The sequence below is a fragment of the Desulfoconvexum algidum genome, from assembly GCF_055382125.1.
The window spans coordinates 2,070,814-2,086,290 of record NZ_AP042394.1; the positions used below are offsets into that span (position 1 = coordinate 2,070,814).

Sequence of the window (15,477 nt, forward strand, 5' to 3'; positions counted from 1 at the left end):
CATGAGTTTCATTTAATGGGGTGGAATTATTAGTTGGGTTTGACCGCATAATCATTTTGAAGCAATAAATTTTCAAGAATATCGATTTTCGGATGATTGGCCCGCATGACACAACACCGTATTGAAATCGAACAATAGGTTGAACATAGTTTGTTATGTTTGTTATATTCACCATAACAATCGGGTGTATCGATCGAGTCTTTTTTACCCGTCCTTGTCATGAGAAGCTTGCCCAATTGTTTTATTTCCATAATATTTCCATATTTAATGCCCTATTTATTTTGTTGCCATATTTATTTTGTTATAAGACTTGATCGAGCGTATTATTAAATGTGAACCATTGATTCCAGCTTTTCAACCAGGGGGATCAGGGTCTGTTTTTGGGTTGCCGATATCATAACCCCTTGATTCAGGAGCCATCGATTATCAAAGGTCTCCAGATCAACCTGATCCAGTTTGTTAAACACATAGAGGGTGGGTATTTTATCAAGATCCAATTCGGTCAGAATCTTTTCAACCGATTTTTTTTGTTGTTCATACCGGGGGTTGGAGACATCAATTACATGGAGGATGATATCGGCCTCGGATAATTCTTCCAAGGTGGCATGGAATGCTTCCATGAGCTCTTTGGGCAGGTTCTGGATGAACCCCACCGTATCTGTGATAATGACTTCCGTATCCCTGGGGAAACGCAGCCGCCTGGAAGAGGGGTCCAGGGTGGCAAAAAGGCGGTTGGCTGCAATAATATTGCTTTGGGTCAAGGTGTTGAGCAAGGTTGATTTGCCGGCATTTGTATAGCCGACGATGGAGATGACGGGCAGGTCTTTTCGTTTTCGCCTTGATTTCTGCTGGGTTCGTTGTTTTCTTATTTTAAGAATCTCTTTTTTCAACCGGGTAATTCGATCCCTGACCCTTCGGCGGTTGATTTCAAGTTTGGTTTCTCCAGGCCCCCTGCCGCCGATGCCACCTGTCAGGCGTGACATGGCCGTATTTCGGGTGATAAGTCTTGGTAGTAGGTATTCCATCTGGGCCAGCTCCACCTGGAACTTACCATCCCTTGATTTTGCCTGTTTGGCAAAAATATCCAGGATCAACTGGGTTCTGTCAATGACCTTCATCTCAACAAAATCGGTAATCGATCGGATCTGGGACGGGGTCAGCTCCCTGTCAAAGACCAGCAGGGTGGCATGGTTCTGGATGGCTTTGATGACAAGGCTTGACAGTTTGCCCTTTCCCACGACAAATTTGGCATCGATCTGTTGTCTGCGCTGGATAGCCGCTCCAATCACACGAATTCGGCTTGTCTTGCACAGCTCTTTTAATTCCTCAAATGAGGCATAGGCCTCCTTGGGGTTTGTCGTGGTGGCGTTGATTAAAAAGGCATTTTCCTGGCCGGTTTCGGGTCTGTGCAGGGCACTTTTTTGGCTCAGCTCCAGTTCCAGGGCATGGATTTGTGCCTGGCAGTCAATTTCCAACTCAAGGATGGAGATTTTGGGCAACACCTGGTAGGGATCTTTTGTCTCATCGGGCAGGACATGGGCGGAATAAACATTGCCGGGATTTCCATCGGGCCTGATGCAGATGGCAGAGATATAATCAAGGCGCAACAGGGCAAGATCGGTTAAATCATCCCGGGTCAGCGCTTCTTCCGAAAGGTGTGTATGGATACAGCGCAGCCCCTTGAGGCGACCGGGGCCGGCCACATAGTCTGAAATGACCGGGATCACAATTTTTTGGGGATCGCCTGCAATGACGCAGATGATTCGTCCGTTCCGGTCAACCATCAGGCCGATCTGCCGACGGATTTCATGGCTTATTTCAACCAATTGGGTGGCAATTTCAGGGGTGATGATGAATTCAGGGGGAGATTTTAAGGCGTAGAGGTTTTCAATGCGTTTGATCTGTGTATTCTTCAGGCCTGCGGTGCTGCCGTAAACTATTTTTTTCATTCAAATTCCTGGTATGAGTCCGGTGCCAATTCTTCAAATCGGGTGAATTGGCCTATGAACGTCATCATTGCCACGCCTGTGGCGCCGTTCCTGTTTTTGGCAACAATGATCTCGGCGGTTCCTTTTTTGGGATTATCCGGTTCCTTGTTGTAAACCTCATCCCGATAGATAAAGGCGATGATATCTGCATCCTGTTCAAGGGCGCCAGATTCTCTAAGATCAGACATCATCGGTCGTTTATCCGCCCGTTGTTCCAGCATACGGTTCAGTTGGGACAGGGCAAGGACCGGAATGTTCAACTCCTTTGCAAGGGCTTTGAGGGATCTCGATATTTCGGCAATCTCAAGGTCCCTTCGGTCGGAGCGAAAGGGGGCTTTCATCAGCTGGAGATAATCGATGATGACAAGGCCAAGTTCTCCATGTTTCTGGTAGAGTTTTCTCACCTTGGCCCGGACATCCATGACCGTGATATTGGGGGAGTCATCAATGAATATGGGCATCTCATTGAGGATTCCTGCGGCATCCGTGGCATTTTGCCAGTCATCCTGACTGATAAATCCTGTGCGAAGCCGGTTTGAATCTATCCGCGCTTCCGAGGTCAGAAGCCGCATGGAAAGTTGTTCATTTGACATTTCAAGGGAAAAAACAGCCACGGGCTTTCTTTCTATCAATGCCACATTTCTGGCAAGGTTCAGGGCAAAGGCTGTTTTTCCCATACTGGGCCGGGCCGCAAGAATGATAAGATCCGACCCCTGGAGACCTGATGTAATAGTGTTTAACCGCGGATAACCCGTATCAAGACCGGACAGTCCCCCGTCTTTACCCTGTTGTTCCTCTAAATGATCAATATTTAAATTGATGAGGTCGCCCAGGCTCTGGAAGGATCCCTTTTGTTTTCTTTCGGAAATATTAAAGATGGAAGATTCTGCAAAATCAATGATGTCTTTGAAATCTCCCTTGTCTTCAAGGCAGCGTTCAATGATATTAGAAGAGGAATCTATGAGTTCTCGCAGGGCTGCTTTGCCCCGGATGATTTTTGCGTAAAGAAGGGCATTGACTGCCACCGGGGCAGCATCGGAAATGGATGCCAGATAGGCGGCCCCACCAATGCTTTCCAGTTCGTCTTTTTCATTGAGTGCATTGGCAACCGTGACAAGATCGGCGGCTTCTTCCCTGGATGCCAATTCAAGGATGGCCCGAAATATTTTTTTATGGGCGCCCTTGTAAAAATCCTCGGGCGTTAAAATTTCAGTGACATCCAACAGGCTATTGTTATTGATAAAAATAGCGCTTAGAAGAGATTCTTCCGCATCTATGTCATGGGGCGGGGTTCGATTTAACAGCGGATCGGTTTTTAGGGTATCTTTTTTGGGCACAGTTCACTTGGAAACTTTAGGTCAGCAAACTGCCCGGCAACAACCGGGCAGTTTGCTGGGGGTTTATCTTATTTTACTTTATTTTTCTTTCTCTTCGGCAACTACCTTGACGGTAATTTCAGGCTCGACATCTTTGTACAGTCGAATGGGAACCTTGTATTCACCGAGTTCCTTAATGGGCTCGGCAAGGAGGATGGCCCTACGTTCCACCATCACATCCTGGCGGTTCAGTGACTCTTTGATGTCATGGGTTGTAACAGAACCGTAAAGGCGAACATCTTCATGGACCTTGGCTTTAATTGTACATACAACGTCCTTGATTCTGTCTGCCATTTCTTCGGCAAGCTTTCTTTCCTTGGCAATCTGCAGCTCAAGTTTTGCCCTTGTCTGTTCCATGACTTTTCTGTTCTGGGCTGTGGCTAGAACAGCTTTCCCCTGGGGCAGAAGATAGTTGCGGCCGTATCCTGCTGCAACTTCCCACTCTGATCCGGCGATACCAAGTGTATCAATGGTTTCTTTTAATATAACTTTCATTTAAACCTCCAAAAAGGATCAGCCCCTATGGTTAATATAGGCTGACTTTTAGTTTTCTTTTATCACTCGTGTGTACCAAGTTTTCTAAAATTGATCCAGTTGTCAAAAAAACCCAGGCCAATGACCAGGATTAAAAAGTATAACTGAACTGCAATCAGGCTGTAACAGAACATCCTTAGTGCAGTGGGGGATCGTTTTGTTTGAAAAAAAAATGATACAACAGCAATTCCTTGAAAAAAATAAACAAGCATTAAAACGATCAGACAATTGATGCTGACATATTTGGGTGCTTCCATGGGCAAAAACAAGATCAACCCGAGGACAATTACTCCCCAGACAAGGGTGTCCGGTGCTCTATATTGATTCAGGTTGTCCAGGTTTTTGAGCTGGATTCCTTTTCTCAACAACAGACGTTTGATAATCAGGATATTCATCCACATGGTTGCCACAAAGGATACACAAAACATTCCGGGCAGAACAATGAGAAATGCTGAGTTCAGCGTTTCTACCTGGCTTTGTTCGATTCCCATGTCCGTGTATAGCTGGGCCGTCAGAGCAAAATAGCGGGTTAGGTAATCGGAGACGATTGCGGTCATGGTCTGACCCTGAAAAATCGTGTAAAGTATAAAGGCAGCAAAGGCAGATCCCACAACGCACAAACCTGTGAGAATCATGGTTCTTTCAATGCCAAAATGCCGTTCAATACATTCCCCGAGGAAAAAGCCCGTCATCAGAAGCGATCCAAAATAGAGTATGTCAAATGCAAGTCCCTGTGTCATAATGAGAAGCACAATAAAGCTTATGCCCACAATGACATAGCTGCTGTTTCTTCCTAATTTCAGCCTGTAAAATAGAACCGGCAGGGGAAGGAACAGCAGTGCAAACACCCCCAACAGGGGAAATGCAAAAATGATTGTAAAAATCAAAATGCACAAAGAGATCCCCATGATGATTTCTTTTACAACAAGGGGGGGTGTTATGATACGGGTCACCTGCAATACTCCAGCTAATTGTCTTTTATTAATGCATGGGGCGGCCGACAAACGGCAGCAGTGCTATCTGACGGGCTTGTTTGATCGCAAGAGACAGTTTGCGCTGGTGTTTGGCGCAGGTTCCTGTGATTCTTCTGGGCATGATTTTTCCCCGTTCAGTGATGAATTGCCTCAAGGCTTTCGGGTTTTTGTAGTTGAGCTCAAGACCATTGTCTACACAGAATCGACAGATTTTTTTTCGTTGATAAAATCGATTTTTACCGCCACCTCTTTGATCTTGACCTTGACTTTGATTTCTATACATAATATTTCTCCTTCAATCAGTCCTTGACTTCTTTGGTTTCTTCGGCCGCTTCGGTCTCTTCTGGAGCCGCAACTTCTTTGGCTTCAGTTTCTTTAGCCGCAGCTTCTTTGGCTTCAGCTTCTTTAGCCGCAGCTTCTTTGGCTTCAGTTTTGACTGCTTCTGCCTTTGCCCGTTCCTCAACTGCTGCCTCTGCTGCTTCTGCCGCTTCCTGGGCCTCTGCAACTTCTTTTTCAAGGGATTCGACAGTTACATCATCGGAAAGAAGGATTGTCATGAACTTTAAAATATCATCGGTAAGACGAAAATTTCTTTCAAGCTCATTTACAAGGTCTCCGGTGCCACCGTATGTTACACATACATAGTTGCCCCGTAATTTTTTTTTGATTTCATAGGCCATTTTTTTATTGCCCCATTCATCAAAATTTAAAAGAATACCATTTTCCTTGGTAATGATATTTTTGACTTTGTCATACAGGTCTAAGCGTGCTTGGTCCTGAAGATCAGGGTCAGAAATAAATACGGTTTCATACTTCCTCATTTTGTCTCCTTACGGATATAAAGCCCCGGCATCTTACCGGAGCAAGGATTAATGTTAAAAAAAACACCTGCCATTCAAGTGTTTGTAAAACCATTCTGTATATCATTAAACCTGTTTCGGGTCAAGGTGAATCTTGCCGTCTGGATATCTGCCATTGGGGGTAGATGAGAATTATACCTCATCTGAATAGGAGAATGAATTTATTTTTGTTCCGGGATTTGTTTTAATAAATGCGGTTCCGTCGTTTGTGTTACAGGAACAAATTCCATACAAAAATTTTTCATTTCATAGATACAGATATTGTCAACGGTCAGGCATCCGTCGGCGGTGATGGTGTATCTGTTTGAAACCATAGATATCTCTTTGATATGGGCATGGACCTCAATGATATTATTTGATGGAATGATCTGGCCTCTATATATCCATTCATGGGTGTGGTCAGGGGTCATCTGTGAGGTGTACGCATCTGCCGGGATATCAAATTTTCTTAATAGAAAAAAACGGAGCAGTTGTAAAAAAGATTCTACCCCAAGGGATCCGGGGCAGACCGGATCCTGGTAAAAATGGGCATCAAAGAACCATTCCTTGGGATCAACTCTTTTAATCGCCTTGATATAGCCCTTTTTATAAAGGCCGGCATCAGGATCCATTTGTTCAATTTGGTCAATCATCCTTAGGGCCTTGGCCGGCATACCGGAATTTTGGCTTGTTTGTTTGTCATCCGGAGTGATGGGGGCATCATCGGCAAAGACAGTGGGGGGGGCATCCGCTTGAGACATGACATTGCGATTAAACTCACTGTCCCGGATACCCACCTGGTTGGACAAGGATGCGCCTGTGAAAAAACCAAAATTGGTTGTCCCCTGGTAAACCTTGTGGTCACCGTTTTTTACCTGCATTTCAAAATTCTGGATAATCATGCCGCCGGCCTTGGAAACATCCGTCATTCGGCTTCGAATGGTAAGGGTTCCTGAATTATTGGATATGGGTTCGTACACCTTGGCAGTCCCCCCAAGATTTCTAAAATGGAGGCGTTCATCACTTTCCAGGGCAGAGCCTGCAAAGGCAGCAAGCCAACCGCAGGGCTGGAGTGCTATTTCAAGGAGGATACAAAAGGGCATGGTCTGGGTTCTGTTTGCCGCAAAATACCAGGCATCCTCGGGTATATCATATTGGACCGTGACCCAGCCACCGGGTTGCATTTTCCACTGGGGATGATCTGCCTTCATCACCCGATCCATAAAAAAGTAGGGGGGGCGCGGCAGTCGTGCAATCTGCCTTTGGGTATCAAAAACTTTGTAGCGTTCACCAAAGGCTTCTGAAGGGTTCCCTTGGGCAAAGGCCAGGATGCTCTCCTTTGAAAAGAGAGGTTTGTTTTTAAATTTTTCTTGCAACGAGGGGTCCATGATGGCTTCAAACCCGGTGATGCTGGCAACCACCGTCTGGGTTTCATCCAGAAAAGTGAAATATCCCTTGATTTTATGGTGGGTTTCTTCGTTGACCGTGAAGAGAATACGAACGTTTCCTTTGAGTTTTTTATGGGAAGAATAAAGGCGAAGGCTTGCCAGAAAACTGGGAAGACAGACCTGACCTTTTATTTCATGGGACCATAAAATGGCGGCCTGGAAAGCCGCATCCAGCATCATGGGATCAATTGCCCAGTTCTTGCTGTGGGGGCATTTAAACCATTGAGAAGGGTGGGGGGCCAGTGTGGTGACCACTTCAATTCCCCTGGCAGAGATTCCGTTGATGGAACGGATGCACTGGAGTTCTTTTCCATGGAATAAGATATCTTCATAGGCTTTTTTAACAGATATTTTAGAGGGTTTAAGATCCATGAATACCGCTTTTGAAAGCGACGGGGGGTGGGGCAGACTGTTTTTTAGGTGGATGACACTGGTGGCATGGTTCAAATTGAGATTGGCATTATCCTTGGAATTAAGGTCCTGGGAAGTAATATTGCCCTGAAGGGTGAATCCTGATTCCATGGGACAACATTTGCCAAGATTAACCTGAACTTTGATGTCCTCTTTTCGGGGTGATATGCCTTTTAAAAGACGCATGTCATCCATGCCGGTAAATACCAGACCTGGATTGTTTTTTTCAGCGGCATGGGCCAAAAGTTCTATCAACACCGCAAAGGGAACTACAGGTTCCCGGGCGATCTTGTGGGATTCAATTATGGGAGAGGCATCAATCCCAAAGGATTGGTTCAATACCGTTTTTAAAACCGGCTCTTTTGATGGGGTCTTGCCGGACTGGGCACCAATGACAATCTCAATTGGTCGTTTATCTGGATTTCCCATTTCCTTGAGCAATTGCAGGGCACCTTGATCTAAAGGGATCAGGTCAATGCCTTTTTTTGAAAATTCTCGTTTTAAACCGTCATTCACCATACCGCCGGCCCAGGGTCCCCAGTTCATGGAAAGAATTTGGCAGTCTGGGCGGGCAATGGCCAGTCGCTGGGCAGTTTTGTTGAGCACTTCATTGGCCATGGCATAGTCGCACTGACCCATATTGCCGGTTCTGGCGGCAATGGAGGAAAACAAAACAAAATATTTAAGGGGATCAGATTGGCTTGCTTTTACCAGGGCATCAAGACCTTCCACCTTGGTATTGAAAACCCGGTTAAACTGATCAAGGCGTTTGTCAGCGATAAGCTTGTCTTCCAATACGCCTGCGCCGTGGATGATGGCAGAAATTTGCGTGAATTCTTTGCGGACCCGGGCGAAAACTGCATCAATGGCGGCAGGGTTCTGAATATCGGCGGGGAAGTATTTTACCCGGGAACCAAAGGCTTTGATGCGGTCTATATTGGTTTGGATTTCTCGATTGGATAAAAACTCCTGGTATCGTTTTTCAATCTCCCTAGGCTTTGGTTTCTGGTCTGGGAATCCATGGGATAAAATTTGTTTTTTCATATTGGTAGGATCGGTAAACCCCTGTATCCATTCAGGTTCTATAAAGGGTTCCACGGATCGTCCCACAAGGATGATGGTGGGAGAACAGGCCCGGGCAAGCTGAACCGCACACTCTGCGGTGACGCCTTTGGCGCCGCCTGTAATAACAACCACATCCTCCGGACCTAAATCAACAGCCCCTTCTTGTAGCGCTTTGTTTTCAAGGGTTGGAATATTACAACTGTTTTCATCCAACCCCATTTCAACCGCACCATGGGTCATCATTAAAGAGACGGCGGCTTCTGAATTGGCCGTGCAGCGTTCAACAGAATCAGGCATGTCAAGCGCCCGGCACAATACATTTTTCCATTCAAGAGCGGCTGTTTTTGTAAGTCCGGCAAGTCCGCCATAAACCGGGCTGGCTGAAAATGAGGGGGGATTGAATCCAAAACCGCCCCCCATAAAACTTATGGTGGCAAGGAATGCTCCTTTTTGGGTGGCAGAAGCTATCAAATGGGGGGCATTCTTTTGTGCCAGGCAAAAGGCCGTTTTTAAAAAAGTTTTTGCGGTTTTAGAATCCGGGTGTTTAAATGAATCAGATATAATCACAATTCCGGCGGCATCGACAAGGTCTGGAATGTTGTCAATGCTGATATCAATCAGAGCGGCTGGTATTTGCTGTCGTTCAAATTCTTGTTTAAAGTGTTCTGCTATCCCTGAGTTGTCACGGGTTAAATAAACTTTTTTTTGGGGTGGCAGTTCAATTTTTGCACCATTGTAAAACCGAATCTGGCTGGTGGGGTATTCTTTTAGGACAATTTCCTGTCTCAAAAGGGGTTTTTGCAAAGATTTCGTGTGGGAATGGGTTAATTTTTCATCATTGTCAGTGACTGAAGTTTTTTTTTTACTGCTATCTTTTTCATCAACTATAGTTAAAACAACAGAATTGTCCGGGGTAAGAAACTCGACAATGTCCTGGATGTTTTTCAGGCTGGCCATGTCTTCCGAGGAGATGGCATTGATATCATCCAGTTCCTGTTCCAGTTTTGAAAGAATTTCCACCCGTTTGATGGAATCAATGCCAAGATCAGATTCAAGATTCATTTCCGGTTCGAGCATCTCCACAGGGAAGCCTGTCAATTCGCTAATAGCCTCCACAAGAACGGTGAAAATCTTTCCAGTGCCCAAAGAATTGGAATCGGTCGAATCGGAATCAGTCGAATCGGGATATGCCGCGGGGGTTGGAATATCTGCTTTGGGGGCAGGCATATCTGCTGTGGGAGCAGGTATATCTGCTGTAGGGGCAGGCATTTGCGGTGCAATGGCACGGCAGATATCTGCCAGGGTTTTTACCGATCCCATATGGTCGGTGGACAGGCCGTCCCCATTGGGAATTTGCCGTTCAAGCTCTGAAATAATTTCTACTTTTTTTATGGAATCGATGCCCAGGTCTGATTCAATATCCATGTCTGGTTCCAGCATCTCCACTGGAAATCCGGTCAACCGACCCACGATTTCAAACAGGATTTGTTGAATTGGTAAAGATGAAATTGGATCGGCTGAAATTGGATCGGTCGAAATTGGACCGGATGTCATTGCCACCGGCGCTTTATATGTAGCGGGTTCAGTTTGTTCAAGGGGGGGCGTCTCTTGCACCCGGGGTTGAAACGGTATGGGCGCCGTTGACAAAGCCACGGGTTCGGGTTGAGACATCGGGGGCACAGCAATTGGGGCCCGCCTTTCTGTAGGAACATTGGTAAAAAAATCTCTGGTCTGTTCCATCATGCTGGCCAGGGTCTTGCTGGCCTGGGTCTGGGTTTCCAAAAACTTTTCATGGGCCTGGGCAGTTTGTGACTGAAGTTGCTGCATGGCCTCAAGTCCCTTTTGAACCAGGTGTATGGCTTCTAAAGAAGGGGCTGTGGGAGCGGTTGACTGATTTTCTTTTAAAGCGCTGGGTGATCGCATATCTGATCCTTTTAAGCCAGGTCTGTATGATTTGGGTCTGTCTGGTTCAGACTTGCCTGATTTAGGTTTGCCTGGTTCAGGTCTGCCTGATTCAGGCCGGGTCTGTTCTGCCCTTGGAGGCTCATTTATTTTTTGAAGTGTCTTCGGGGGAAGTGGATTCGGTTTACTTACAGGTTTGGGATTTGCCCCGGAGAGCATTACCCTCATCTTTTTGGCCACGGGTTTTTCCACTCTTTCTTCCCATTGGGTCAGGTCAACCAAAAAACCCTTGGCCGCAATGGTACAAAGTACCTGTGCAAGATCTTCCAGGCCTGATCGTTTACCGCCCGAGGCATCCAGGGAAAGGGCAGTGAACGTTTTTTCTTTTAATATAGATTTTACAAGTCCTGTCAGGATGGCTTTGGGGCCTATTTCGACAAATGTGGAAACCCCATTTTTGCTCATTTGTTCTATATTGTCGATAAAATTGACCGGGTGCATGAGGTGGTTGCCAAGGATATCCTTGACCTGGTCTGGCTCATGGGGATATTCAGACCCGGTTGTATTGGACAACACATCAATTTGGGTGGGACTTATGTGTTTGTCGGCTATATAACGTTTAAAAGGGGTGGCGGCTTTTTCAACCAAGGAGCTATGGAATGCAGCTGCCACAGGAAGCTTGATGGCCCTCATCTTTTTTTGTTTACAGAGGGCTTTAGCCCTGTCTATTTCCCGGGTACTGCCGGAAAGCACTCCCTGGATGTGGCTGTTTTTGTTGGCAAGGACAAGGTCAAGGGATTCATCTGCAATCAGCGCTTCAATATCCTCGATAGGGGCTTGGACGGCCAGCATGCTGCCGGAATCCGTGGTCTTTTCCCCAGCCGCTGCCATGTATTTTCCCCTTGCAGCGGCAAGTGTTAAGAAACTCTTTTTGTCTATCCATCCGGCAGCATAAAGGGCGGATAATTCTCCGAAACTGTGGCCGCAGGTCATGGCGGGTTCGACCCTGAATCGTTTTAGTATCTGTGCCATACCAAGGCAGATTGCCCCAAGGGCTGGCTGGGCAATATCGGTTTGCCTCAAGGCGTCTTCGGACATAGTTTTTGTCTCTAAATGTATGGGAGGGGAAAAAATATAGTCCACCAGAGCCTTGTCCTGGGTGTTGTTCTCCTCTTGAAAACAGTACTGGGCAAGGGAAAGAGCTTCCATGGCTTCGGGAAATACGGACGTCAGGGTTTTGCCCATCTGTGTGTATTGGCTGCCCTGGCCGGGGAATAAGAACCCTAATTTTCCGACCGGCTTGCCCTGGGCAAAAAATACAGGTCCATCTAAAATTGTTTCCTGGGTAATGGCAAGAAGGGCTCGTTCAATTAACTCAAAGAGGTCATCTGTTTTGTTCAAGACAATCAGAAGCCTGAATTCGTCATCACAGGAAAATTTTTGTCTGGATTCAAAGGCCTGCCAGGCAATTGCCAGATTTTTTTCTCCTGAATCTGAACCGGTATAGGCCTTGAGCTGTTTTTTGATCCCATTGACCTTGAGCGAAAGATCCTTTCGGGTGTTGGAAGAAAAGGCAAGGATCTGGACGGATCCGTCCCAGGATACATGGGATTTTACCGGATCATATTCTTCCAAAACTGCATGGAAATTACTGCCGCCAAAACCAAAGGCACTGATACCGGATCGTCTTGGGTGACTGCCGTCTGCCTTGGCCATCCAGGGCTTGGAGAGGCCATTTAGGTAAAAGGACGAATTGTTGATATCCAGTTCCGGGTCCGGGGTGTCGGCTTTTAATGTGGGGGGAATCACTTTATTATACAAGGCCAGAGCTGTTTTAATGATACCGGCAGCACCTGCTGCAGCCTTTGTGTGTCCGATCATGGATTTGACCGACCCAATTGCTGTCTTGTTCTTGGTCGCTGTCTTTCTTTTGGTCGTTGCTTTGTCGTTGGCAGCACTTGAATTCGAATCGTCAAAAAATGCTTTTAATGCTGTAAATTCCACCTTATCCCCAACCCGGGTGCCGGTACCGTGGGCTTCAATTAATTCCACGGTGGAAGGATGAATTTTGGCAAGATTATAGGCTTGCTTTAAGGCCAGTATCTGTCCCTTTGCTTCGGGGGCATAAATGGCGGAGGTTTTCCCGTCACTGGAGGTTCCCATGCCCTTGATCAGGGCATAGATTCTGTCGTTATCTCGTTTCGCATCTTCAAGCCGTTTGAGAACCAGCATGCCGATGCCTTCACCCAATACCGTGCCATCGGCATCCTTTGAAAAGGGTTTGATATCACTGCTATGGGACAGCACCCCTGTTTTTGAAAAACACATGTGCATGAAAATATCGTTCAGGGTGTCCACCCCGCCGGTGATGGACATGTCACATCTGTGGGATGACAATTCCATGATAGCCGTATGAATGGCGGAAAGGGAACTGGCACAGGCGGAGTCACTGACCGTATTGGTGCCGAACAGGTTCAGTCGATTGGCAATTCTGCCGGCCACAACATTGCCCAGAAGACCTGGGAAAGAGTTTTCCTGCCAGGGGACATAGGCGCTTTGAATCCGCTGGATAATTTCTTCTTTTTTTTCAGGATCAATGCCCGAGTCTTCCAGGGCTTTTTTCCAGATGGGGTGGCCCAGTCTTGCTCCCAAGGGAATCACAAGTTCCTGGGTGCCGGTGACGCCTAGTATCACATTGACAATTTTTTTTTCAAGATAGGGATGGTTGATGGGATAACCCGCATCCTCAAGCGCCATTTTTGCAACTTCCAGTCCCAGCAGTTGGGAAGTATCTGTTGCTGAAAGGTTATTGGGGGGAATGCCGTAGCTTAAGGGATCAAAGGCAATGCTGGGGATAAATCCGCCCCGATTGCAATAGACATGATCCTGGCTTCCGGGATCCTGGTCAAAATAATCCTTTATTTTCCAATGGGTGTCCGGGATATCTTCGATGGCATCAATTCCATTGAATAAAAGATGCCAGTATTCCTTTAGATTGCTGGATTTTGGGAAGATACACCCCATTCCAATGATGGCAATGGCGTCTTTATTTGAAAATTTATCCGATTTGTCAGTCTTATCCATGAATATAATCTATCAACCGTTAGGGTAAAGTTAGGGGTGAAAAATAATGGGCAATATACTATTTGAAAAGGGGTAAATCATCCATTGGCAAGGCTTTTGACAAAAGTTTTACAATCAGGAGCGCATGGAAATAAGGGACAGCAGTTCTTTTTTTGGTAAGGGTTTAAAGGTGGTAAGTTCCAGGGGCAGTTCAATCCCCTGGGCTCTGAGAAAAGATGCCCGTGTGCACAGGCAGGCCCCAAATAAGAGGTTTAATGCCAGTTCAGCGGTTTTCCTGTTTGCATGGCTCTCAAGGAAACTGCCTTTGACCCATTGGTTAAAAGCGCCAATGGAGGGGCCGCACCAGATCTGATAATCCATTTTCCTTTGGGGAATGCCATCGATAGCCCACCTTGAGGACTGGCCCAGGTAGGATCGGAAGACCAGTGCCATTTTATATTTGGGGTCTGTTTGCGCCCTTTGGATTTCTTTGGGGTTGCCCTGGTTTTCAAAAAACTGCCGGGTGGACTGCCAGGCCTGTTCAAACCCGGTCAGGAGGAATTTTTCTTCAATCTCTTGCCGGGAGCGTTCATTGATTTCTTCAAAACAGGCATGGGTTTTGTAAAGCTGGTAGAGTTTTTCTGCCCGGACCGGAAACAGAGTCCCTCGTTTTAATACCTGCACCCTGGCACCAATTTCAAACATATCTGCTGCCGGTGCCATTGCCACATCTGCCTGTTCTGCCTGGCAGAGCAGGCGTTTGACATCCTCACAAACGTTGGCCTCCACGCAGGATTGGTTAATGGAGCCAGTCAAAATATAGGCGGCCCCCATGCCGAATGCGGCGGCTGCTGATTCCGGGGTGGCGATACCACCGGCCATTCCCACGCACAAGGGCGTTGTATAGTGATAGATCTCCATGAATTGGTTTCTTAACCCAATCATGGTGGGCAAAAGGGTAAGTGCCGGTCTGTTATCGGTGTGGCCGCCTGAATCCGCTTCTGCGGTTAAATCATGGGCCATGGGGATCTCTTGGGACAGCTCGGCTTCTTCCCTTGTGATCAGGCTCGAGGCCAGCAATTGAGCCACCATTTTTTCAGGCGGCGGGGCAAAAAATTGTCGGGCTATTTCAATTCTGGATACTTTGGCAATAATGCGGTTGGGGGTTATGATTTCTTGGGTATTATCCCGGAAAATCCCTTTGACCCGGTAGTAGACAAGGGGAAGGGTCATCCGCATGAATGCTGCCGCAGAGATCAAGCGGATTTGATGTTTCAGGTAGAGTTTTACCGTGGCCATTTCATGGTCCGGATCTCCTAAGCTGTGGATCAGGTTGAAACCAAAGGGTTTTTCCTTGAGGCTGTGTTTTAGGTCAATGATATTTTCTTCTATTTTTTCCAGGGAAAGGCCGCCAGCACCCAGGAATCCCACCATGCCGTTTTCTGCCATGGTTTTAACCATTTGGGCCGAGGAAATTCCATTTGCCATGGCCCCTGCAATATAGGGGTAGGTCAAGCCATGTCTTCGTTTAAAGGCTTTATCCCCAAGATTTTCCAGGCCAATGGCCGGTAAAAAAGCAATCTTACCTGGAGAGGAGATGTTCCTTTCCGGTGAAGACAACAGGGCCTCTTCCCTGGTTGAAAAAGAGAGCTGGCCATTGGTTTGTGTTATATAAGCAGGTGTCGATATCTGCAGTAGTTGGTTTTTTAAAGCAATTGCATTATCCATAGAGGGTATCATCAATCTTAAGGTTCTTGGGTTAAGGGGTATCAGACATCGTTCCCGCTCAATGGTTGGGTCAATTTTTGGGTCAATGGCTGAAACAAGGATACCTTTTAGCATACAAGCGGGTCAATAATCAATGGTTGCTTTGGGCT

9 protein-coding genes are annotated in these 15,477 nt (G+C 46.6%); all 9 read right to left on the reverse strand.

Annotation, left to right across the window (positions count from 1 at the left end; all coding sequences use genetic code 11):
• Positions 1 to 29: 29 nt before the first annotated feature.
• Positions 30 to 251 (reverse strand): hypothetical protein, encoded by a 222-nt coding sequence (locus tag ACZ45G_RS09505; RefSeq protein ID WP_464177388.1) that lies wholly within the window; start codon positions 249 to 251, stop codon positions 30 to 32.
• Between the two features lie 75 nt (positions 252 to 326).
• On the reverse strand, positions 327 to 1,949 hold the full coding sequence (gene hflX, locus ACZ45G_RS09510) for a GTPase HflX (RefSeq protein WP_464177390.1): 1,623 nt from the start codon (positions 1,947 to 1,949) through the stop codon (positions 327 to 329).
• The gene (dnaB, locus tag ACZ45G_RS09515) at positions 1,946 to 3,325 is read right to left on the reverse strand and encodes a replicative DNA helicase (protein ID WP_464177393.1); all 1,380 of its coding nucleotides are present in this window, start codon (positions 3,323 to 3,325) and stop codon (positions 1,946 to 1,948) included. Before dnaB ends, hflX begins: the two co-directional genes overlap by 4 nt.
• 78 nt (positions 3,326 to 3,403) lie before the next feature.
• A complete protein-coding gene (gene rplI / locus ACZ45G_RS09520; RefSeq protein WP_464177395.1) occupies positions 3,404 to 3,859 on the reverse strand; it encodes a 50S ribosomal protein L9 in 456 nt (151 codons plus the stop codon).
• Between the two features lie 62 nt (positions 3,860 to 3,921).
• Positions 3,922 to 4,851, reverse strand: coding sequence for a DUF2232 domain-containing protein (locus tag ACZ45G_RS09525; protein ID WP_464177397.1), 930 nt, complete (start codon positions 4,849 to 4,851; stop codon positions 3,922 to 3,924).
• A gap of 28 nt (positions 4,852 to 4,879) precedes the next feature.
• Positions 4,880 to 5,155 carry a 30S ribosomal protein S18 gene (gene rpsR / locus ACZ45G_RS09530; RefSeq protein ID WP_464177399.1) on the reverse strand — a complete coding sequence of 92 codons (276 nt, stop codon included), beginning with the start codon at positions 5,153 to 5,155 and terminating at the stop codon, positions 4,880 to 4,882.
• 16 nt (positions 5,156 to 5,171) lie between these two features.
• Positions 5,172 to 5,693: a 30S ribosomal protein S6 gene (gene rpsF, locus ACZ45G_RS09535; RefSeq protein WP_464177402.1), complete on the reverse strand. Its 522-nt coding sequence runs from the start codon at positions 5,691 to 5,693 to the stop codon at positions 5,172 to 5,174.
• A 200-nt stretch (positions 5,694 to 5,893) separates the two neighbouring features.
• A complete protein-coding gene (locus ACZ45G_RS09540; RefSeq protein WP_464177404.1) occupies positions 5,894 to 13,621 on the reverse strand; it encodes an SDR family NAD(P)-dependent oxidoreductase in 7,728 nt (2,575 codons plus the stop codon).
• A gap of 114 nt (positions 13,622 to 13,735) precedes the next feature.
• Positions 13,736 to 15,328, reverse strand: a complete 1,593-nt coding sequence (locus ACZ45G_RS09545) for a PfaD family polyunsaturated fatty acid/polyketide biosynthesis protein (RefSeq protein ID WP_464177406.1) — start codon at positions 15,326 to 15,328, stop codon at positions 13,736 to 13,738.
• Between the last annotated feature and the right edge of the window lie 149 nt (positions 15,329 to 15,477).

Excerpts from the sequence above, each read along its gene's own strand:
- ACZ45G_RS09505 (WP_464177388.1), bottom strand. The coding sequence starts at position 251 with ATGGAAATAAAACAATTGGGCAAGCTTCTCATGACAAGGACGGGTAAA.
- rpsR (WP_464177399.1), bottom strand. The coding sequence starts at position 5,155 with ATGTATAGAAATCAAAGTCAAGGTCAAGATCAAAGAGGTGGCGGTAAA.
- ACZ45G_RS09545 (WP_464177406.1), bottom strand. The coding sequence starts at position 15,328 with ATGGATAATGCAATTGCTTTAAAAAACCAACTACTGCAGATATCGACA.
- hflX (WP_464177390.1), bottom strand. The coding sequence starts at position 1,949 with ATGAAAAAAATAGTTTACGGCAGCACCGCAGGCCTGAAGAATACACAG.
- rplI (WP_464177395.1), bottom strand. The coding sequence starts at position 3,859 with ATGAAAGTTATATTAAAAGAAACCATTGATACACTTGGTATCGCCGGA.
- rpsF (WP_464177402.1), bottom strand. The coding sequence starts at position 5,693 with ATGAGGAAGTATGAAACCGTATTTATTTCTGACCCTGATCTTCAGGAC.
- ACZ45G_RS09540 (WP_464177404.1), bottom strand. The coding sequence starts at position 13,621 with ATGGATAAGACTGACAAATCGGATAAATTTTCAAATAAAGACGCCATT.